13 protein-coding genes are annotated in these 22,266 nt (G+C 62.7%); 6 read left to right on the forward strand and 7 right to left on the reverse strand.

Annotated elements, in window-relative coordinates:
• Window positions 1–17 precede the first annotated feature (17 nt).
• Window positions 18–1,061, forward strand: coding sequence for an NAD(P)-dependent alcohol dehydrogenase (locus Q0248_RS02395; RefSeq protein ID WP_299319294.1), 1,044 nt, complete (start codon window positions 18–20; stop codon window positions 1,059–1,061).
• Between the two features lie 333 nt (window positions 1,062–1,394).
• Here Q0248_RS02395 and Q0248_RS02400 read toward each other — a convergent pair whose 3' ends face one another.
• Window positions 1,395–3,128, reverse strand: coding sequence for a RagB/SusD family nutrient uptake outer membrane protein (locus Q0248_RS02400; RefSeq protein ID WP_299319296.1), 1,734 nt, complete (start codon window positions 3,126–3,128; stop codon window positions 1,395–1,397).
• Between the two features lie 20 nt (window positions 3,129–3,148).
• Window positions 3,149–6,217, reverse strand: coding sequence for a TonB-dependent receptor (locus Q0248_RS02405; RefSeq protein ID WP_299319299.1), 3,069 nt, complete (start codon window positions 6,215–6,217; stop codon window positions 3,149–3,151).
• A 448-nt stretch (window positions 6,218–6,665) separates the two neighbouring features.
• Between Q0248_RS02405 and Q0248_RS02410 the strand changes: the two genes are divergently transcribed.
• Window positions 6,666–9,032: a TonB-dependent receptor gene (locus Q0248_RS02410; protein ID WP_299319301.1), complete on the forward strand. Its 2,367-nt coding sequence runs from the start codon at window positions 6,666–6,668 to the stop codon at window positions 9,030–9,032.
• A gap of 158 nt (window positions 9,033–9,190) precedes the next feature.
• Here Q0248_RS02410 and pafA read toward each other — a convergent pair whose 3' ends face one another.
• The 5 genes from pafA to radA all read right to left on the reverse strand — a co-directional run bounded on the left by pafA (window position 9,191) and on the right by radA (window position 16,985).
• Window positions 9,191–10,900, reverse strand: a complete 1,710-nt coding sequence (gene pafA, locus Q0248_RS02415) for an alkaline phosphatase PafA (protein WP_299319302.1) — start codon at window positions 10,898–10,900, stop codon at window positions 9,191–9,193.
• A gap of 73 nt (window positions 10,901–10,973) precedes the next feature.
• Window positions 10,974–11,843, reverse strand: a complete 870-nt coding sequence (gene prmA, locus Q0248_RS02420) for a 50S ribosomal protein L11 methyltransferase (RefSeq protein ID WP_299319304.1) — start codon at window positions 11,841–11,843, stop codon at window positions 10,974–10,976.
• 35 nt (window positions 11,844–11,878) lie between these two features.
• Window positions 11,879–13,177, reverse strand: a complete 1,299-nt coding sequence (hemL, locus tag Q0248_RS02425; protein WP_299319306.1) for a glutamate-1-semialdehyde 2,1-aminomutase — start codon at window positions 13,175–13,177, stop codon at window positions 11,879–11,881.
• A 110-nt stretch (window positions 13,178–13,287) separates the two neighbouring features.
• Window positions 13,288–15,549, reverse strand: coding sequence for a family 20 glycosylhydrolase (locus tag Q0248_RS02430; protein WP_299319308.1), 2,262 nt, complete (start codon window positions 15,547–15,549; stop codon window positions 13,288–13,290).
• Between the two features lie 35 nt (window positions 15,550–15,584).
• Entirely contained in the window at window positions 15,585–16,985 is a 1,401-nt protein-coding gene (gene radA / locus Q0248_RS02435; RefSeq protein ID WP_299319310.1) for a DNA repair protein RadA, read from the reverse strand.
• Between the two features lie 1,285 nt (window positions 16,986–18,270).
• On the opposite strand from radA, the gene Q0248_RS02440 reads away from it, so the two are divergent.
• The 4 genes from Q0248_RS02440 to nqrD are packed head-to-tail and all read left to right on the forward strand — an operon-like array spanning window position 18,271 to window position 22,261.
• On the forward strand, window positions 18,271–19,623 hold the full coding sequence (locus Q0248_RS02440; RefSeq protein ID WP_299319313.1) for a Na(+)-translocating NADH-quinone reductase subunit A: 1,353 nt from the start codon (window positions 18,271–18,273) through the stop codon (window positions 19,621–19,623).
• Between the two features lie 33 nt (window positions 19,624–19,656).
• Window positions 19,657–20,865, forward strand: a complete 1,209-nt coding sequence (locus Q0248_RS02445; protein WP_299319316.1) for an NADH:ubiquinone reductase (Na(+)-transporting) subunit B — start codon at window positions 19,657–19,659, stop codon at window positions 20,863–20,865.
• A 17-nt stretch (window positions 20,866–20,882) separates the two neighbouring features.
• Window positions 20,883–21,617, forward strand: a complete 735-nt coding sequence (gene nqrC / locus Q0248_RS02450) for an NADH:ubiquinone reductase (Na(+)-transporting) subunit C (protein WP_299319318.1) — start codon at window positions 20,883–20,885, stop codon at window positions 21,615–21,617.
• Window positions 21,618–21,619: 2 nt separating this feature from the next.
• A complete protein-coding gene (nqrD, locus tag Q0248_RS02455) occupies window positions 21,620–22,261 on the forward strand; it encodes an NADH:ubiquinone reductase (Na(+)-transporting) subunit D (protein WP_299319320.1) in 642 nt (213 codons plus the stop codon).
• The last annotated feature ends 5 nt before the right edge of the window (window positions 22,262–22,266 follow it).

A 22,266-nucleotide genomic window follows, 5' to 3' on the forward strand; every position in this document is an offset into this window, starting at 1 on the left:
CATTGCTTCGACTCGCTATGAAAGATGTTAAGGCCTACGGTGCGCGGGCTATAGACGCACCCCTGGAGCTCATGACGATACAGCGCCGCGAGCTCCGTCCGCAGGATGTGGAGTTCGAGATCCTCTACTGCGGGATCTGTCACTCCGACCTGCATCGCCTCAAGGGAGAGTTCGGCCAATCCCATTACCCCCTTGTCCCAGGGCATGAGATCCTGGGGCGAGTGACGGCGCTGGGCTCGGCGGTCAAGGACTTCCAGCTAGGCGAACTGGTCGGTGTCGGCTGCATCGTCGACAGCTGCGGGCACTGTAGCTGCTGCCAGGAGGGGCTGGAGCAGTTCTGCACCGAGGGTGTCTCCTTCTCCTTCAATGGGATCGACCGCGTCTCGGGGGGCTACACCTACGGTGGCTTCTCCAAGAGCTACGTCTGTGAGGATAAGTATGTGCTGCACATGCCGCCCTTCGAGCAGCTCGCTATGGCCGCGCCGCTGCTCTGCGCAGGGATCACCGTCTACTCGCCGCTGAGGCACTGGCAGGCGGGCCCCAGTAAGCATGTCGGCATCCTCGGGATCGGGGGGCTGGGGCATCTCGCCGTGCGCATCGCCAAGGCTATGGGCGCTGAGGTCACCGTCTTCACCACCTCGCCTGCCAAGGTTGCCGATGCCGAGCGCCTCGGTGCCGACCGTGCCGTACTCTCCTCGGACGAAGATGCAATGAAGGCCCTACGGGGGCAGCTCGATCTCATCATCGACACCGTATCGGCGGGACACGAGGTCAACGCCTACCTCACGGCGCTCAGCGTCGATGGTAGCGTGGTGGTCGTAGGCCTACCCGCCGAGCCCCTCAAGGTCTCGGCAGGCCTCCTCGTACACGGCCGCCGCAGCCTCTCGGGCTCCAATATCGGCGGTATCGCCGAGACGCAGGAGATGCTGGACTTCTGCTACCAGCACGGTATCGTCGGCGAGGGCGAGGTGCTGCCCGTGAGCCAGGTGAATGAGGCGCTGGCGCGCCTAGAGCGCGGCGACATCCACTACCGCTTTGTCCTCGACATGAAGGAGCTCTAGGCGAAGTGCCTGAGCAGCGGCTACAGGACCTTGCTGGAGCGCTGTAGGCACAGCGCCTCCTCCTCTGCCTACCTCAAGGGTCCAGAGCAGACGAAGAGGCTCCTCTACAGCGCAGTACCTCGATAGCCTGCATAGCCTAGGGCATATTCAAGAGAAGGCCCCGAGTAGAAGTCTAGCTTCTGCTTGGGGCCTTCTTATAAGGCTCGCTCTAGGGCGAGGGGGGGGGGAGTAAAAGAGAGGCCCCCAGCGACAGAGCTCTGTCGCTGGGGGCCTATTTATTGGGTCAGCCTCGGGGGCAGCGGGGTGGCTGCCCTAGCGAGGGCGGGGGTGCGGCTAGTTGTGCGTAGCGTTCTGTGTCAGCTTGCCGGGGTAAGAGTTGATAGCACCCTGCGGGATGAAGTAGACGACGCGGTAGTCCGTGGCGGGGATATCCTCGAGCTGGTGGTGGGCTCCAGGATAGTGGCGGGTCAGGGCACGGCCGTTGCGGAAGACGTCGTAGCTACGCTCGGCCTGGAAGGCGAGCTCCAGCTGGCGCTCCTTGTCGATGCGGTCGGGGGCGTTGGCTGCGCTCAGGTCGCTGTACTTAGCCCCAGGGATGGAGCGGGTGCGGATGAGGTTGAGGTCGGTCTGAGCCTCGCCGTAGCGCCCGAGCTTTGCCAGGGCCTCCGCACGGTTGAGGTAGACTTCGCCAAGGCGCGAGATGAGGGGAGAGTGCAGGTGGCTCTCCTCACCCTCGCGGGAGCACTTGGTGATGTAGAACATCGGGTAGGCTCTATTGAGCGCGATCTTGTAGTCCAGCAGGCCTGTGTACACCTTGCCATCGCTGTAGGTGATGCGGTAGCGCCCTTCGGAGGCATTGACGGGCGTGAGCTCGTAGCTCTTGGTCTGCTTGGCGCCGCCGATGGTGACCTCCTCGGTCGCGGTGATCTTGCTACCTGTGCGCTGGATCGGGAGCTGAAGGTAGTTCTGGTCGCCGTTCTGCTCGGTCTTGATGAAGCGTAGTACCTCGACATTGCCCTCCTCATAGACGGGCTCGATGAAGGCAGCGCGGGCGTCTACGATGCGACGGTGCTGGTCGGTGCGGTAGTCGTTGCGGCCCGTCTCATCGAGCATCTGGAGGTACTTGGCACTGGCGTACATCTCACCCCAGCCCATGCCGCCGATATTGGCATACATCCCCCCGACGCCGTAGTAGTGATCGTAGCCCGAGTACTCGGATGCGAGGCGACGGATGACGAAGATGGACTCCTTATTGGACTGTGGGAGGATCCTCGGATAGCGCATGAAGTCCTCCCGTGAGAGCAGCTGGTACTGGCCGCTGGAGATGACCTTGGTGGCGTAGTCGACGGCCAGCTGGGCGTACTGCGCGTTCGGCTGCTCCCAGGTGCCGCTCATATAGAGGTAGACGCGGGAGAGGATCGCCTGGGCAGCGCCCTTGGAGGCATAGCTGGGGTCGCCCTCGCTGACGGGGAGCAGCTCCTCGGCCTTGGTGAGGTCGGCGATGATCTGCTTGTAGCTCTCGGCCACGGTAGCGCGGTCGGGGAGGGTGAACTTGCCGAAGACATTATCGGGCGTGCCATTGACCAGCGGTACGCCGAGGTTCTTCTCGGGATCCTGATAGTAGGGACGTCCGTAGGCGCGCACCAGGTAGTAGTAGAGCAGGCCGCGTACGAAGTAGCACTCGCCGACACGTGCCTTGACGGCGGCATCGGTGGAGGCCTCGTAGAGCTTGATCGTATTGGAGGCCTGGGCTATGGCCTTGTAGCTATTGTCCCAGAAGGACTGCAGGCGGTAGTTATTGGGCGTACGGTTGAAGGTGATGAACTCGAAGAAGGCGTCGGTCGAGGCCCCACGTATCATGATGTTGTCGCCCGCGTACTCGCCGCAGCGGTGCATGGGGTCGCTCCAGGCCTTGAGCTGGGCGTAGACCCCGCGTACCATACCGTCGATGGCCTCTTCGGGGGACTCGGTGATGCGCGAGGAGGACATGTGTCCCTTGGGCTCGCGGTCTATGGAGCAGGCTACGAGCAGCCCTGAGGCTAGCAGGAGCGTGAGTATCTTATTCATATCGTAGGATGCAGACTAGGTTAGAGGGAAAGGTTGAGCCCGAAGATGACCTTGCGTACAGGAGGGTAGACCCCAGGCGAAGTCGTGCCCATGACGGTACCCGAGGAGGAGGGTAGCTCGGGGTCGACGCCGGAGTACTTGGTGAAGGTCAGGAGGTTCTCGGCGTTGACGTACAGGCGGAGCGTCTGGATCTTGAGCTGCGGCAGGGAGAAGTTGTAGCCGAGGGATAGGCTGCGGAGCTTGAGGAAGGAAGCGTCCTCGAGGTAGCGTGAGGAGGCCTTGTTGCCGCCATCCTTATTGTTGTAGAGGGCGCGGGGGTGGGTGGCCTCATCGCCTGCCTTCTGCCAGCGCGACCAGCCTGGGCGCAGGACCATCTGATTGCGGTCCGCGTAGGCAAGATCGGAGTCGTACTCCTGGCGCGAGTAGTTATAGATCTGTCCGCCGAGGGAGTAGCCGAAGGCCAGCGCGAAGTCGAGCTGACGCCAGCGCAGGTTGGTCGAGAAGCCCCCGAAGAGCTTGGGGGCAGCGTTGCCGAGCTTGTAGTAGTCGGCCTCGGCGTAGTTCTTGGTCACGACCTTGCCGCCCTTGCCATCGTCCTTGTACCACTGGGGGCGTCCGTCCTCCTTGTTGACGCCGGCCCACTCCTTCATATAGTAGGTGTCAATGGGCGAGCCGATCTCCAGGATGCGAGAGGCCGTACCTGAGATGCCCGTACCGTCGCCGATGATCACGGGCTTGGCTACGAACTGACCCGTCGTGGCGTCGTACTGGCGGAAGATGTCGGTCAGCTTGTTGGCGTTGTGCCCGAGGTTGGCGTCGAGGCTCCAGGTAAAGTCCTTGCTGCGGATGATGTCGCCGCCGATGGCGAATTCGACCCCACGATTGTCCATCTTCCCGATGTTGCGGTAGATGTTGGTGACGCCGATGAGCCCTGTGACGGGGACGTTGTAGAGAATGTTGTCGGTCTTCTTGGAGTAGAGGTCGAGGTTGAAGTGCAGGCGGTTATCCCAGAGCGAAGCATCGATCCCGAAGCCCGTCGTATAGGTGCGCTCCCAGGTGAGGTCGGGGTTGCCGAGCTGGGAGATGAGCATCCCGGGGCGGCCGTCGTAGTTGGCCGAGACGGAGTAGAGGTCGTACTGGGGATAGAGGGCCTCGGGGCGATTCCCTGCCGAGCCGTAGGAGAGACGGAGCTTGAGCTGGTCGACACCCTGGAGGTGGAACCACGACTCGCGGTGGACGTTCCACCCGCCACTGATGGAGAAGAGCGTCCCGTACTTGGCATTGGAGCCGAGGTTGGAGGCGCCATCACGACGGATCGAGCCCTCGAGGAGGTAGCGCCCGTCGTAGCTGTAGCGGGCGTTGGCGAAGACGGACTGCACGGCCCACTCCGCGATGCCGCCGCGGGCACGCTCGGGCTTGGCCGTGATGTCCAGCACCTCGAAGCCAGGGATGAAGCCTATGCCGTAGGCGTCGAGCGTCTTACCCCAGTAGTCGTTGTACTCATAGGCCAGCAGCCCGTTGAGGCTGTGCTTGCCCCAGCTGTTGCTCGTCAGCAGCTTCTGGTTGGTGTACTTGCGCATCACCTCAGCGCGGTACTCGGTGATGCGTCCGTTGACGCTCTCGCCCGAGCTGGAGCGGGGGTCGGAGTAGCTGCGACTAGCGTGGTGCACGTACTTGAGGTTGTTGACCGAGGAGAAGGTGAGCCAGGGGGTGAGGCGCAGGTCGAAGTCCAGGCTACCCATGAACTCGTAGTTGCGCGCGTCGCCATGGTTCCACTGCAGGTCACGGATGTAGTTGGTGCCCGTGCGGTTCACCCAGCCGCTGTAGCGGTGCGGTACGGGCTTGCCGTCCTTGTCATAGGGGCTATCCCAGGGGAGCATGGAGTACATGGCGGTGACGGAGTACTGGCGGTCGTCGGTCGTCTGCAGTGCCCCGCTGATGGAGGGGCGTATCGTCAGGGCCTCGAAGGGTCGGTAGTTGGTCTTGGAGCGGAAGTTGAAGCGCTGGTAGTCGAAGCCCTTGACAGCGCCCTGCTCCTTGTAGTAGCCGATGGAGAAGAAGGAGTTGAGACTCTCGCTACCGCCCTGCATGGAGAGGCTGTAGTCCTGGGTCACGCCAGTGCGTGTGGCGAGCTTCCACCAGTCGAAGTTATCGTTGCGCAGCTCGGGCTTCCAGCGGTCGAACTTCAGTGCCTCGGGGTTCTGCACCGAGGCGAAGTAGTCGTAGAGCTCCGCGCCCGTCATCATGCGCTGATTGCCATTGTGCAGCATGCTGACGCCCGCGCGTAGGGCGGCCGATACCTTGACCTTGCCCGAGCGGCTGCTCTTGGTCGTGACGACGACGACCCCATTGGCCCCAGCCGATCCGTAGATGGCGGTGGAGGCGGCATCCTTGAGGACGGTCACGGCCTCGATGTCCTGTGGGCTGAGCTGGCCGGGGTCGTCCCCGACGATGACGCCATCGATGACCCAGAGGGGGCGCGTATTCCCGTTGAGCGTGGCCTGCCCACGGATGACGACGGCGGCGCTGGAGCCTGGCTGCGCCGATCCTGGGGCGACGTAGACGCCTGGAGCCTTACCGTTGAGGAGGTTGGCCACAGAGGGGGTGGTGAGGTCCTTGAGCTTGGAGTCCTTGAGGCTGATCATCGCCCCGGTGAGGCTCTCCTTGCGCTGGGTGGTGTAGCCGACCACGACCAGCTCGCCGAGGGTGCGGGCATTCTCCTTGAGCTTGATCGTCTGCGGGCTGCTGGTGGCGCTCACCTCGATCGTCTGATAGCCGATGCAGGAGATGACGAGCACGCTGCCCGGTGCTGCGGCGAGGCTGTAGCGCCCCTGCACGTCGGTCACGGTGCCGAGGTTCCTATTGCCCTTGACGGAGATGCTGGCGCCGATGATGGCTTCACCACTCTGGGCGTCTACGACCTGGCCGCGTAGCTTGGCACTGTTGGTGCTCTGCTGCTCGGGCTGCGCGGAGCTGCCGCTGCTCGGGGAGGCGTGTAGCCCCAGAGGAAGGAGTCCCGGGAGGAGTAGGGCTAGGACGAGGCTCTTGCGCAGGCTCGCTCTAGCGAAGGGGAGTAATTGGTTCTTCATCGTTTGTTCTAGCCGTTAGTAGTTAGTGTAGGACTTAGATGGAGCAAATGTAGAGTCTTTGCCGCAGCTCTACAAGGCTCTTTTCCTTAGAAACTTAAGGAAGCATCCGCCCGCTGGCAAAGCCCTTCGCCGCAGCCCCTCCCCGCCCCTGACTGCTATCCCTCAGAGCGCTGACTGACGCCCCTCAGCTTCCTGACTGACGGCTCTCAGCGTGCTGACGGATATCCCTCACGGAGCTGGGGGCTAGCTCCCAGCTCGCTGGGGCCTCGGGCGGGGCAGCTCGAGGCTCAGGCAAGGGCTGCTGCAGTACCCTTAGGCAAAGGTGCTCTGAGCCCTAAGCTCGTGGGCTCGGCTTTGTTTCGTATCTTTGTGGCCGCTAGGGCAGGACAGACACTGCCTTGGTGATAACCAAAGCCTTAAATAGGCATTAACTCATTTAATTTCCTCTATGAAAAGTCTTACGACTTCGCTCCTGCTCTTTGTGGGGGCAACGGGTGTGGCCTCTGCTGCAGGGCATCCCACCTTCGCTGACTCCATCCGCCACATTGATAGCGTGCTGATCACGGCGCGTGCGCGTCAGGAGGTCAGCATCAACCCGCTGGGCGTGCCCGAGCGCAAGGTGCCGATGACGATCAATAAGGTCTCAGGCCTGATGCTCCAGCAGCGTGCCATCACGCAGCTCGGGGACGCCCTGCGCTTCACCCCCGCGGTGCAGAACCGCAAGAGCTATGGGGCCTTCAACGAGATCGCCGTCCGTGGCTTCAACCGCGCTGTCTATATGGTCGACGGCGTGCGTGACGAGCGCTCCATGGTCAACTCCAATCCCTTCGTCAACCTCTACAATGTAGAGCGCATCGAGGTCCTCAAGGGTCCCGCCTCTGTCCTCTATGGCTATGCCAATGCTGGGGGGATTATCAACGTCGTGCGTCGCGCCCCGAGCGATAGCCTCACCCTGGGGGCACACCTCCGCTACGGCAGCCTCGGCTACTACGACCTCGGCGTGCATGCAGGCGGCCAGCTGGCGCGTGGGCTCAATATCTATGCTGGGGGCTTCCACGCGGGCGGCGACCAGTGGCGCCACACCCAGGATACGCAGAATAGCCTCTTCACGGCGCTGAGCTACACGACGGGCGCACATAGCTTCGTCCTCCGCCTGGAGGGCTTCTACGACTACTTCGGTACGGAGACGGGGCTGCCCGCACTGATGCCAGCCGATATGTACCGCGTGAGTGATGACCAGCTCTTCGCCCGTAAGGACGAGCTGCGCCCTGGGCTCGACCGCAGCTGGCGCTACAATGACCAGTCGGACTTCATGTACCACAGCGGCGCTAATGCCTCGCTCAAGTGGACCTACAACTTCGGCTCGGGCTGGCGTCTCTCCGACTACCTCTCCGGCAGCTACGACGACATTGACTACTTCAGCACCGAGACGATGAGCTGGCCTACGAGCCGCACGGCAGGCGCTAAGTACGGCTACTACAGCAAGGCCGCCGACGGGACGAAGACCTACTACGACCTAGATCACCTGATCTACGACAGCAACCTGCGCTTCTCCCACATCACGCAGATCATGCAGAACACGCTAGACCTGACGGGCAGCTTCACCCTCGGCTCCATCGTCAACAACCTGCGTCTGGGCTACAGCACGACCTACATGCACCGCACGAGCTACTCGGGCTACAACGATGATGACATCTGGGGTCCCTCGCGTAGCATCGACGCTGCGGGCAAAGTCGTCTACCCCCAGGGGCGCGTCCTCAACCCTGACTTCAACGGTGGGCTAATGAGCAAGTTCAGCCAGGCCAGCCCCAACCGCACCTGGGTGCACGGCTTCTCGCTGAGCGACGTCGTCGAGCTGACGCCTCAGCTCAAGGCCATGCTCGCCCTGCGCTACGACCTCTATAGCTACAAGAGCACCAAGGGCCGCATGGCGACCATCAATGGCGAGCGCCGTCACGAGGCCGTCAAGGACGACCAGTGGCTCTCGGTGAGCCCTCAGGAGCTGAGCTATCGTGGTGGGCTGGTATGGTTGCCCACGGAGTCGCTGAGCTTCTACGGCTCGATCGGTAGCTTCTTCGCTCCCGACCAGACGCTGACCTTCAACCCCGCGACGCAGCGCTTCTATGACAAGGCGGGACAGGCCGTCACCGAGCGCCGCAATGGCTACTACTTCGAGCCTCGCCGCGGCTATCAGGCCGAGCTGGGCGCCAAGTACACCCTCGGCGAAGTCCTTGACCTAAACCTCGCGGGCTACTTCATCCGTCAGGAGAACGAAGTCGTGCGCACGACGCAGACCGAGCAGGTGGCTGGCGCGGCTAGGCGCTACAACGTCTCGGCACAGATCGGTGCGACCGAGAGCAAGGGCTTCGAGGCCGAGGCTACGTTGCGTCCCGCCGCTGGCCTGAGCCTCAGCGCAGGCTACGGCTACACGGATGCTGCCATCGCCGACGTCAATGAGACGCCCGTCAGCAAGCTCTTCAACATCAAGAAGGGCACGCCGCTGGCCTGGGTGCCTAAGCATACCCTCTACACCTACGGGGGCTATGAGCTGCAGCGCGGTGCCCTGCGTGGCCTCGGGCTCAACTACAGCCTGACCTACCGCAGTGAGATGTACTACAACGTAGGCGCGGGCCGCACGCTCGACCCCACGACGCAGCTCGACCTCGGGGCTAGCTACCGTCTGCCCTACGGCATCAGCCTCGAGCTGCAGGTACGCAACGTCCTCGGGACGAAGTCCTGGGCCTCCACGCTGGGCACGCAGCTGATGCCTGCCGAGCCTACCAACGCGCTCGTGACGCTTCGCTACCAGCTCTAGTCGGGCTACTGCCGCTAGACCTTAGCCCCGCGGTGAGGGTCTAGCGGCGGAGCTCTTCCCCTAGATAGACCAAAAGCGCTGCGGCTGACCGCTCCCCTCTCGAGAGGGGGCAGTCAGCCGCAGCGCTTTATTTGTACTTGGGTGGGGCTAGCCTCGGGCTAGTGTCCCGCGAAGGCCTCCGTGATGGGATGACCGATGCAGCCCGAGGGGTACTGCGTCTTGAGCAGCGCCGCCAGCGTAGCGGCGATGTCGGTGATGTAGGTCTCGCGGTAGAGGTGCCCAGGGCGGATGCCGCGGCCCATGAAGATCAGCGGGATGTGCGTGTCGTAGGGTGACCAGACGCCGTGGCTGGTGCCGAGGGCGCGCTTGCCACTGCTGCGGGCGTACCAGCCTGGATCAGCGACGATGAAGATCTCCCCGCTGCGGCCCTTGCGGTAGCCGTTGATGACACGCTCGCGGATAGCCTGTGGGGCGGTCGCCAGCTGCGCCTCCTCGGCGGGGATGACGAAGGCTGCCCCCGGCAGACGCTCGCGCAGCGCGGAGCTGACGGCACGGATCAGGGCCATGCGATCGATGCCGAGGGAGTCGATGCGAGGATTGTTGAAGAAGACCTGATAGTTGGCCACGCGGGTGACCAGTGCTAGATTCTGCCCTGTGAAGGCACGCGCCGTAGAGTCGGCGATCTTGAGGGCGCGGTCGGTGCGCAGGCCGCTGCCGGGGAGCTTATGCTCCTGCTCGAAGGTGAGGTTGTGCCCCGCGGCGTGGTCTGCCGTCAGGACGAAGACGTAGCCGTCCTTACCCACGCGCTGGTCCAGATAGCTGAGGAAGTCCGCCAGGTCGCGGTCCAGACGCAGGTAGGTGTCCTCCGTCTCGATGGCGAAGGTGCCGTAGTGGTGCCCTACGTAGTCGGTGGCGGAGTGGCTCATGGCCAGGAAGTCCGTCTCCTCAGGACGGCTGCCCAGCTGCTCGCCCTCGATGGCAGCCTTGGCCATCTCGAAGGTCAGCGTATTGCCAAAGGGCGTGGTGCGGATGACGCCCTTGCCCTGCTCCTGCAGCAGCCTTGCCGTGGGCAGCGGTAGGGTAGGGGGCACCTCGCCCTGCTTACCCCAGGGATTCTCGTAGTTGTTCAGGTCGGGCGAGCTCTGCTTATAGCTGTCGATGGGGAAGAGCGGGTGCCAGTCGTCCTTCAAGAGGGCGGTGATGCGGTCACGCTCGTTGAAGCGCTTGACCCACTCGGGCAGCTCCTGCATGTAGTAGCTGCTGGTGATGAAGTTGCCCGTAGCATCGTCCAGCCAGTAGACCCCGTTGGCCGTGTGGCCTGCGGGCAAGATGGAGGCACGGTCCTTGATGGCTACGCCTATGGTCTTGCTGCGGAAGTTGGAGGCGATGCGCAGCTCGTCGGCGATGGTGGTGGAGAGGAGGTTGCGGGGCGACATCTGCCCGCTCTTGCCGTTGGGCGCGCCGACGGTGGTGACGCTGCGGTCCTGTGTGCAGTAGATGGGGGCGTTGTCCTTGACGAAGTCATTGCCCGCGATGCCGTGGATGGCGGGTACGCTGCCCGTGTGCACGGAGCTATGCCCGATGGCGGTGACGCTGGGCAGGTAGTTGATGCGGGTATTCTCGCAGTTGAAGCCCTGGGTAAGTAGGCGCTTGAAGCCGCCCTCGACGAAGCGCGCTTGATAGCGGTAGAGATAGTCCCAGGTCATCTGGTCGACCATCATCGTCACCACCAGGCGCGGGCGGCCGTGCTGTGGGGTGACCTGATGTGTGGCCTGCTTCGTGCTGGCCTTGCGCTGTGCCTGGGCGGTGCTGCCTAGGGCTAGGAGCCCGAGGGCGAGGGTGCAGAGTCGGTAGTACTGATGTGTCATAGCTGTCGTGTGGCTATAGGGGTGAGAGAGACCCTAGAGCAAGCTCCGAGAGGAGTCACCCTAGGGCTAGGGCTTAGGCGAGTTGTAGCTCCAGAGAGGTCCAGCGCTGGCGGCTGTGCTGGGAGACGAGGCTGAGGCCGAGCTCCGCGCCGCGGGCGATGAGCTGCGGAGCGTCCTCCTCGTAGAAGCCGCTGAGGACGAGGCGTGCCCCTGGGGCCATGACGGCACGGTAGCGGGGCATATCCTCCAGGAGGATGTTGCGGGTGATGTTCGCCAGGATCAGGTCGTAGGGCGCCTTGCCCTCGAGGCTGGAGGCGTCGCCACAGATCATCTCCTGGATGGTGACGCCACTGAGCTGGGCGTTCTCCTGGACGTTGTCGTAGGCCCAGGGATCGATGTCGATGGCGGTGAGGTGACGGGCGCCGCGCTTCAGGGCGATGATGCCGAGGATGCCGGTGCCGCAGCCCATGTCCAGCACCCGCAGCCCCGTGAGATCGTGCTCCAGCAGCCAGCTGCCGACCAGCGCAGTGGTCTCGTGGTTGCCTGTGCCGAAGGCCATCTTGGGCTCGATGATGACCTCCAGCGGGATCTCAGGACGGGGTGCGTGGAAGGGGGCACGTATGAGGCAGGCCTCCTCGCCCAGTACGATGGGCTGGAAGTAGTGCTTCTCCCACTCCTCATTCCAGTTGATGTCGGGCATCTGCTCGCTGCTGTAGCTGAGCTCCACACCCTCGAGGATGGGCGTCGAGAGTAGCTCGGTGAGGGCCTCGTTGCCCTCGATGAGTGCGGTGGGGATATAGGCCAGCAGGTGCTCGCCGTCCTGGCTGTCGAAGCTGTCGAAGCCTACGGAGGCGAGCTCCGAGGCTAGGAGATCGAAGAGGACCTCCGTCTCGAGCGTCTCCGGACGATGGACGACGCTGAGGGTATAGCAGGTATATTGCATCCTTAGGGTCTAAGTGTCGGGGTGATGTCTCTTGGCTAGCCCAGCACCTCACGCAGTACCTCGTCCATGGCCGAGGCCGTGCGGTCGAAGTCCTCAGCACTGTGCGCCATCGAGAGGAAGATACATTCGTACTGGGAGGGCGGTAGGTAGATGCCGCGGGCGATCATGCCGCGGAAGTAGCGCGCATAGGTCTCGGTGTTGCTCTCCCGAGCCTCGGCGTTGCTTCGGACGCCGCCAGGACGGAAGAAGATGGTCGAGAGCGAGCCCACGCGATTGTAGCTCAGCCGATCGCTGTAGCGCTCGAGGATGGGGCGGATGCGGGCTTCGAAGGCGACGCCCTGAGCCTCCAGACGCTCGTAGAAGTTGGGGGCAGCGAGCTCACGCAGCATCGTGATGCCAGCCGCCAGAGCCAGTGGGTTGCCCGAGAGCGTCCCTGCCTGATAGACATCCCCCAGCGGGGCAAGCCTATCCATAATGTCTGCGCGACCACCGAAGGCGCCCACAGGGAGCCCACCGCCGATGATCTTCCCGAGGCACGTCAGGTCGGGGCGTATGCCGTAGAGCTCCTGCGCCCCGCCGCGTGCTGCGCGGAAGCCGCTGATCACCTCGTCGAAGATCAGCAGGATGCCCTCCTCTTCGGTGAGCTGACGTAGCCCCTGGAGGAAGCCCGGCTGGGGGGGGATGAGCCCCATATTACCCATGATGGGCTCGAGGATGACGGCAGCGACCTCGTCGCGGTGCGCCTCGAGCACCGCGACGACGCTCTCCAGATCATTGTACTGAGCGACCAGTGTGTCCTCTGCCGTGTGGGCGGTGACGCCCGCGCTAGAGGTCTGGCCGAAGGTCGCCAGCCCCGAGCCTGCAGAGATGAGGAAGCTGTCGGCGTGCCCGTGATAGCAGCCTTCGAACTTCAGGATCTTGTCCCTGCCCGTGAAGCCACGCGCTAGACGCACTGCGCTCATCGTAGCCTCTGTACCCGAGTTCACCATGCGTACGCGCTCCACGGAGGGGAAGAACTGCGTGCAGATCAGCTCGGCCATCTCGACCTCGCGGGCATTGCAGGCGCCGTAGCTGGTGCCGCGGTGCAGCTCGCGCTCGATGGCCTCGAGGATGGGCGGATAGGCGTGCCCTAGCAGCAGGGGCCCCCAGGAGGAGATGTAGTCGATGTACTCGTTACCATCGACGTCGTAGATGTGTGCCCCCTTGCCGTGATCTATGTAGCGCGGTGTCAGGCCTACCGAGCGGAAGGCGCGCACGGGGCTATTGACCCCGCCGGGGATATACTGTGAGGCGCGCTCGAAGAGGGCCTCGGAGAGCTCTGTCCTTTGTGTCATTGGTCTCGGATGAAGAAGGAGGCAGGCTGAGGCGTTGACCTCGACCTGCCTCCACACTAATACCTATGTATAGGGCAAAATTAGGCTAAAAAGCCCACATAGCCCTGGGGCTACTGGATGACCAGCTCGTCGAGGAAGATGAAGTGCCCTGCGGAGCGCTGGTTAGCGGCCTTGACGCGTACGTAGCGAGCCCGCTCGGCGATGGGGAAGGAGAAGGTCTCGAAGCTCGGGAGGAAGTCCCCGTCGTCGGTCGTCGTCACGCGCTGGCCGAGGCTACGCCAGTTCGTCCCGTCGTCACTGAGCAGGAGCTCGACGTGGTGCGGCATATAGACCCACTGCATCTTCTCCTGCATGAACTTGGCGAAGACATGCCGTAGCGCCTTCGTATCCCCAAGGTCGACGGTCACATCCAGCGGCATGGTGAAGCCCTGCCAGAGGCCATCGAGGTAGGTCGGCGTGCCGCGCAGGCCGTCGACGAGAGCGCGGGCGCCGCCTGCGGGGTACTTGGGGTTCCACTGGCAGCCCTCATTGTAGTAGATGGGCTTGCCGATGCCGAGGTGATAGTCCGTGCGGTAGCTGACCTCGGGGAAGTCCAGCGGCTTACCGTCCTTGAAGAGGCGTGCCACCAGTAGGATGGAGTCGCGCGAAGTGATGCGCTCCCCAGTATAGAGGCGCGAGGAGGCCGTGGGCATACTGCCGTCGGTGGAGTAGCGGATCTCAGCCGTGGGCTGCTCGCTGGAGAGGCGCAGCGCTACCTCACGGCGTGCGGTGTCGATCTCGCTGTAGACGGCGATACGCTTCAGCGGGTAGCTGTTGATGCCTCTGGCCTTCAGTGCAGGCAGCTGGGCGGCCACGCGGCGTAGGAAGTCGGGGTAGCTGCGCTCAGCCTGCGGCGTCCAGCCGATCTCGGCGATAGCCAGCAGACGAGGGAAGAGCATGTAGGCAGCGTGCTGCTCGTCCTGGACGTACTCCGTCCAGAGGTTGCCCTGCACGCCGAGGATGTACTGCTGCTGGGCGGGGCTGAGGACGGTGGGCATGGGGTTGTAGGAATAGGTCTTCTCCAGCGGAGTGAAGCCACCGATGGCACGGGGCTCACCCTTGCTCTCCCGCTGGTAGAAGTCGAGGTAGACGTAGTTGCCTGGGGTCATGACGACCTTGTGTCCCGCCTTGGCCGCGGTGATACCGCCCTCCTCACCGCGCCAGCTCATGACGGCAGCGTTGGGGGCGAGGCCGCCCATCAGGATCTCGTCCCAGCCGATGAGCTGACGTCCCTTGCCGTTGAGGTAGCGCTCGATGCGGCGTATCATGTAGCTCTGCAGCTCGTGCTCGTCCTTGAGGCCCTCCTGCTTCATACGGGCGCGGCAGTCGGGGCAGCTACCCCAGTGGTTCATCGCGGCCTCGTCGCCACCGATGTGGATGTAGTAGGAGGGGAAGAGCTCCAGCACCTCGTCGAGGATATCCTCGAAGAAGCGGAAGGTACTCTCCCGCCCGATGCAGACGTCGGTAGCGTCGAAGGCCCACTTGCCCTTACAGGTCAGCTCGGGGTAGGCGGCTGGCAGCTCGTTGCTGTGTCCCGGCAGCTCGATCTCGGGGACGACGGTGATGCCGAGGCGGGCGGCATGGGCTACGACGCGGCGGATGTCGTCCTTGGTGTAGGCGCCGCCGTAGGCTCCAGGAGTGCCTTCATCGAAGAAGCGGCGGTCATGCTGCCACCAGCTGTCCCAGTCAGCCAGGGTGCGCCAGGCGGCCTTCTTCGTCAGCAGGGGGTACTTGTCCGAGGGGAAGCGCCAGCCGCCGCCATCGACCAGGTGCCAGTGGAAGCGGTTCATCTTGTAGCGCGCCATCTCATCCAGCAGCTGGATGATGAAGTTGACGGACATGAAGTGGCGCGATACGTCGAGCATGATACCGCGCCAGGCGAAGCGTGCCGAGTCCGTGATGGAGAGCTGCGGCAGGCGGCGTCCGTACTGCCCGACCAGCTGCAGCAGCGTCTGTCCGCCCTGCAGGAGGCCGCTGCTGTCTCTGGCCAGCAGCTGCATGCCGCGCGGGCCGACGCTGAGGCGGTAGGCCTCGCGTCCCGAGAGACGCCTATCGAGGCGCACGGAGAGCAGGGGTGCCTTGGTCGTGGCCTTGACCTTGAGCCCCGCCTGCTGGCGGAGTTGGGTCTGGATGACCTGAGGCAGTAGGGGCGAGACGGTGAGCGTCTCGGGGAGCTGAGCGTGCCCTGCACCCCAGGTGATGGAGGCGGGACGTGGGATCAGACGGAGGCTGTCGGCAGGCGCCGCCGCGAGGGGCGCTGCGCCGAGGAGGAGGCCAAGGGAAGCGAGGGCGATGCCTGCTACCCGTCTGAGGCTAGAGGTCTGTATCTTCATCTTCGTATATATAATGAGTGATGTGTCTATAGGGTCTAGGGGGCGTCGGTCTCGGCGGGCTGACGGCGGAAGAGCAGGCGGAAGGCCTCCTCTACGGTCTTGACCCCGATGAGGCGGATCTTGCGCCCTGGGGCGTCGGCGATGTGGCTGAGGTTGCCCTCGGGCAGTAGGATGGCGCGGAAGCCGATGCGCTCGGCCTCGAGGATACGCTGCTCGATGCGCGCCACGGGACGCACCTCGCCCGACAGCCCGACTTCGCCCGTGAGGCAGACACCCTCGGGGAGCGCTAGGTCGAGGCTAGAGGAGAGGACGGCCGTGATGACGGCTAGGTCGCTGGCGGGGTCGCTGAGGCGTATGCCGCCAGCGATGTTGAGGAAGACGTCCTTCTGTATGAGCTTGAAGCCCGCACGCTTCTCCAGCACGGCCAGCAGCATGTTCATGCGCTTGGTGTCGAAGCCGGTCGAGGAGCGCTGAGGGGTAGCGTAGACGGCCGAGCTGACCAGTGCCTGCGTCTCGATGAGGAAGGGGCGCACGCCCTCCATAGCGGCCGCGACGGCCACGCCACTGAGGCGCATGTCGGAGCTGGTCATCAGGTGCTCGGAGGGATTCTCCACGGGGCGCAGACCCGTCTGGCGCATCTCGTAGATACCCAGCTCGGCGGTGCTGCCGAAGCGGTTCTTCTGCCCGCGCAGGATGCGGTACATGTAGTGCTTGTCGCCGTCGAACTGCAGCACCACGTCCACCGTGTGCTCGAGTACCTTGGGCCCTGCGATGCTGCCCTCCTTGGTGATATGGCCGATGACGATGACGGGTACGCCCTCGGTCTTGCAGTACTTGAGCAGGGCGGTGGCGCACTCGCGGATCTGCGAGACGCTGCCTGGGGAGCTCTCGCTGAGCTCGGTCTGTATGGTCTGTATGGAGTCTATGACGAGGAGGTCGGGCTGCAGCTCCTCGGCAGTGTGGAGGATCTTCTCTAGGCTCGTCTCGGCATAGATCATCATGTCGTCACCGCTACCGCCGCCGATGCGGTCGGCGCGCATCTTGAGCTGGTTGAGGCTCTCTTCGCCCGAGACGTAGAGGGTGCGTAGCGGTAGCCTGAGGACGGTCTGCAGCACCAGCGTGGACTTCCCGATGCCGGGCTCGCCCCCGATGAGGACGAAGGCGCCCTCGACGAGCCCGCCGCCGAGGACGCGGTTCAGCTCGGGGTCGCCCATGTCGATACGCAGCTCCTCGCGGTGCTGGATGTCCGCTAGACGTACGGGGCGCGCGCTGGGAACTGCCTTGGGGCTGTAGCCAGGGGCGGCGTCCTTCTTGCTGACGACGATCTCTTCCTCCTCTATGCTGTTCCACGTGCCGCACTGCGAGCAGTAGCCCTGCCACTTGGGGTACTGGGCTCCGCACTCTGCGCAGTGGTAAATGGTCTTTTTCTTCGCCATAACGCAAAGGTAGTGAGGATCTCGCAAAGCGCCGCCGAGTGTCCCGCCCCGCCTCTGCTGTGCACCTAGTGGTACTCAGGCTGGAATATTCCCTTGACCCGGTGTCTGTGGGGGGCTCCTCTGTGCTAGCCTTAGAGGCGGGAGCTTAGGGGGAACAGCCTTGGCTCGGTGTCTGTGGGGGGCTCCTCTGTGCTAGCCTTAGAGGCAGGAGCTTAGGGGGAACAGCCTAGGCTCGGTGTCTGTGGGGGCTCCTCTATGCTAGCCTTGGGAGGCAAGAGTGTAGGGAGGTGCTTGTTCGGCTGCTTGCCTACGGCTCTCCGACGGCGCTAAGCCCCAATAGGGGCGACCCGCTCAAAGCCCAGGGTGCGCAGCCCTGCAAGGGCGACCAAACCCTGGGTAAGCTGCAGCCAAAAGGGCAGAGCCCTACAGGGGCGACCCTCAATAGGCTCGGAGCATCGTAGTACTAAGCTAGCCGTAGTCCTCGATCGTATTGTGGGTCGCCCCTGTAGGGCTTCTTGATAATATCTGACCTCTACCCAGGGTTCCGTCAGGCTTACAGCCTTCCCTCACCCTGGGCTTTGGATGGGTCGCCCCCGAGGGGCTTGCCTGTCTATTCGCAGCCTATTGAGGACGGGTGGGAGCTACGGGTAGCCCTGCATATCTGCCTTGGGGATATGCTTTGTTCTTTGGTCTGCGCGTAGCGAGTACTAGCGGCTGGGGCGCCTGCCCCTCGCCGTTTAGCGCGCGCTTCTAGGGCGCGCGCTGGGCTGAAGGATATCCCCGAGCGGAGGCCGCCTAGGCTGAGCCGAGCGTCCGAGCTAAGGCGGGGCGGGGAAAGTTATATTACTTTGGGCGGATTATTATATAACTTTCTACGCATTCTTATATAACTTTTCCCTAAATCTTATATTACTTTTCTCCCTCCCCCTAGGCTCTCGCCGCGCCGCGCCTTATCCCTCAGTTGGGTGAGGCTTATCCCTCGGCGGGCTGGCGCGCTTCGCAGCAGAGGCTAGGTGAATTGTCGGGTGTGACTTCGAGGCCCGCGGGGGCTCCCCTGAGGTGCGGCACTCAGCTACTCCTTATTTATATATAGGCTGGCGGAGTGCTGGGCTGGGGTAGCTGGGGACTAAGATTGGAGCTCCAGCGCGCCTAATCCGAGGGCGGCGCTTACCTAAAAGTGAGGACGCCTCCGCCCCAGCCCGTCCCTAGCTCTAGGTATATATGCTAAAGAATGCGTATTTTTGTATCCAAATAATTTAACTAAACAATTCATCATTCACGTGTTATGCCGAACATTATCACGATAAAGAAGGGGCTCACGCTCAATCTGAAAGGGAAGGCACCTGAGGAACAGCTCGCACCAGTGGCTGCAGCTAGCTCCTACGCTGTCGTCCCCGAGGACTATGTGGGCTTTGTCCCCAAGGTGATCGTTCAGCCAGGGATGCGCGTGCTGGCAGGGGAAGCTCTGCTGGCACATAAGGCTCATCCCGAGCTCAAACTGACCTCCCCCGTCAGCGGTGAGGTCGTCGCCGTCCACAGAGGCGAGAAGCGCAAGGTACTCAGCGTAGAGGTACGCCCCGAGGCGACCATCGAGTACAAGGAGTACGCCACGGCTGACGCCCTCAGCATGGAGCGCAGCCAGCTGCTGTCGCTGCTGCTGGAGAGTGGTATGTTCAGCTTCTTCAAGCAGCGTCCCTACGACCGCATCGCTAACCCTCTGGATACGCCTCGTGACATCTTCGTCACGGCCAACCTGACGGCTCCGCTGGCGCCTAAGTTCGCCTACCTCGTCAAGGGACGTGAGCACGAACTGCAGCTGGCGCTCGATGCGCTCACGCGCCTGACCCCAGGTAAGGTCTACCTCGGCGTCGGGACGGGTGAGCTGACGGGCATCCGCACGGTAGAGCGCGTAGAGGTACGCGGTCCACACCCTGCAGGGCTGGTCGGCGTACTGATCAATCACACGGCACCTGTCAACAAGGGTGAGGTCGTCTGGACGCTCAAGGCTACCGACCTCTTGGTCATCGGCCGCTTCCTCAAGACAGGTCGTGTAGACTTCTCCCGCACCATTGCCCTCACGGGCTCGGAGGCTAAGGAGCTGGGCTACGTCAAGGTGCTGCCTGGGGCACGCTTCGATGAGGTGCTCGCAGGGCGCCTAGCTAAGAAGGATAGCCACGAGCGTATCATCGAGGGTGATGTCTTCACTGGGGTGAAGGTAGATGAGGCCCACGATCGTATGAGCTTCGGCATCGACCAGATCACCATCATCCCCGAGGGGGACGATCAGCACGAGGTGCTGGGCTGGGCGCTGCCTCGCTTCAAGCAGTTCAGCATGAGCCGCACCTACTTCTCCTGGCTGATGCCAGGTAAGGAGTACGCGCTGGATGCGCGTATCAAGGGTGGACGTCGCGCCATGATCATGAGTGGTCAGTACGACAGCGTCTTCCCTATGGACATCTACCCTGAGTTCCTACTCAAGAGCCTCATCGCCTTCAATATCGATGATATGGAGGCCCGTGGTATCTACGAGGTGGCGCCCGAGGACTTCTCGGTCTGCGAGTTCGTGGACACGTCCAAGATACCCCTGCAGCAGCTCGTGCGCCAGGGGCTGGATGAGCTCTACAAGGAAATGAACTAACCCCCAGGTTTCACTTATTAAAGGACAACGACCTTGAACGCTTTAAGAAAACAAATCGATAAGATCAAGCCAGCCTTCACTAAGGGTGGTCGCTTCGCGGCCCTGGAGTCTGTCTTCGATGGCTTCGAGACCTTCCTGTTCGTCCCGAACACGACCTCGAAGCGTCGTGGCGTGCATGTGCATGACGCCATAGACAGCAAGCGCACGATGAGCGTGGTGATCTTCGCCCTGCTGCCTGCCCTCCTCTTCGGGATGTACAACATCGGGCTGCAGCACAATATAGCCCTCGGGCAGGAGTCCAGCTTCTGGGCAACCTTCCTCTACGGGCTCCTCTCGGTACTGCCACAGATCGTGGTATCCTACGCCGTGGGTCTGGGGATCGAGTTCATCATCGCTCAGCTCAAGCATGAGGAGATCCAGGAGGGCTTCCTGGTGACGGGGATCCTGATCCCCATGATCATCCCCGTGGAGACGCCCCTGTGGATGATCGCCGTAGCTACGGCCTTCGCTGTGGTCTTTGCTAAGGAGGTCTTCGGTGGTACGGGCTACAATGTCTTCAACGTCGCGCTGGTGACGCGTGCCTTCCTCTTCTTCTCCTACCCCGCAGCTATGTCGGGCGACAGCGTCTGGGTACGCCTGGGCTCGAGCTTCGGCTTCGGTGGCGAGGGTAAGGTCGTGGACGGCTTCTCGGGCGCTACGCCTCTGGGGCAGATCGCTGCTGCCAAGGGCGCGCTGCCTGACATCCACAATACGCTCGGCGGTGCACTCACCGACTGGGATGCCTTCCTGGGCTTCCTCCCCGGCTCTGTGGGTGAGGTCTCCACGCTGGCTATCCTCATCGGTGCCCTCATCCTCATCTTCACGGGGATCGCTAGCTACAAGATCATGGTATCGGGTGTGGTAGGGGTCTTCGCTATGGCCTCGCTCTTCAACGCTATCGGCGCTACGCCTGCCATGCAGGTCTCGGCACTGCACCATCTCCTCTATGGGGGCTTCGCCTTCGGGATCGTCTTCATGGCTACCGACCCTGTGACGGCTGCACGCACCGAGGCGGGTAAGTGGGTCTATGGCTTCCTCGTCGGGGTCATGGTCGTCTTCATCCGTGTGCTCAATGCGGGCTACGCTGAGGGTATGATGCTCGCCATCCTGCTGATGAATACCTTCGCTCCCCTCATCGACTACATCGTCGTAGAGCGCAACGTCAACAAGCGTAAGGCACGCCTCGCAGTAGCTAAGAACTAAGACAGCAGCAACACACGATGGATACAAACAAGAACTCATACGTGATCATCTACGCATCCGTGATGGTCATCCTCGCCGCGGTCTTCCTGGCTGGGGCGAACATCCTGCTCAAGCCTTCGCAGGAGGAGAACGCTCGTATCGATAAGATGGAGCAGATCCTGCGCGCCCTCGGGCAGACGCCCTCCAAGGCCGACGTCATCTCCACCTACGAGGGGCTGATCAAGAAGGAACTCCTAGTCAACGCCGAGGGACAGGTCGTCCAGTCCTTCGAGGGCGGGGAGATCGGTAAGAGCGCTGCCTTCAACGCCAATACCGAGCTCGACTACAAGCTCATCGCCAAGGGCGAGCAGCGTGACCTGCCCGTCTGGGTCGCTGAGGTCGGGGGTAAGACCGTCTACGTCCTGCCGCTCAATGGCGCTGGGCTGTGGAATAAGATCTGGGGCTACATCGCGGTAGACGCCGCTGACCACTCTACGGTCACGGGAGCAGACTTCGGCAACGCTGGGGAGACCCCAGGGCTCGGTGCCGAGATCTCTACGCCTCGCTTCTCTGCCGAATTCCAGGGCAAGCAGCTCTTCCGTGAAGGCAAGTTCACGGGCATCGCTGTCGTCAAGCCCGGGCAGAAGGTGGACGATAAGGACTATGTCGACGGCATCTCGGGCGGTACGCTCACCAGCAACGGCGTCCACGACATGCTGCACCATAGCCTCGCTCCCTTCCAAAAGTTCCTCGAAACCTATAACGCGCAGTAGCTATGTCTCTCTGGAATAAAAAGAATAAAGAAACCCTTCTCGGTCCGCTGAGCAAGAACAATCCCATCATGGTGCAGATGCTCGGCATCTGCTCCGCCCTTGCCGTGACCTCCAAGCTGGAGCCCGCCCTCGTCATGGGGCTGTCGGTGACCATCGTCGTGGCCTTTGCCAACGTGGTGATCTCGCTCCTGCGTAAGGGGATCCCCAACCGCATCCGCATCATCGTACAGCTGGTGGTCGCCGCTACGCTCGTGACGCTGGTCAGTGAGGTCCTCAAGGCCTATGCCTACGACGTGAGCAAGCAGCTCTCCGTCTTCGTCGGGCTGATCATCACCAACTGTATCCTCATGGGTCGTCTGGAGGCCTTCGCCCTTGGTAATGGTCCCTGGGAGTCCTTCCTCGATGGGGTCGGTAACGGCCTCGGCTACGCCATCGTGCTGGCTGTCGTCGGCTTCTTCCGTGAGCTGCTGGGCTCGGGGACGCTGCTGGGCTTCCAGGTCATCCCTCAGTCGCTCTACGCTACCGATGGTATCCATGGCTACGTCAATAATGGCCTGATGATCCTGCCTCCGATGGCACTCATCTCCGTGGCTGTCCTCATCTGGATCCACCGCTCCTATAACAAGGAGCTGCAGGAAAACTAACATCT

It is taken from the genome of uncultured Porphyromonas sp., from assembly GCF_938046015.1.
Taxonomy (GTDB): Bacteria; Bacteroidota; Bacteroidia; order Bacteroidales; family Porphyromonadaceae; genus Porphyromonas.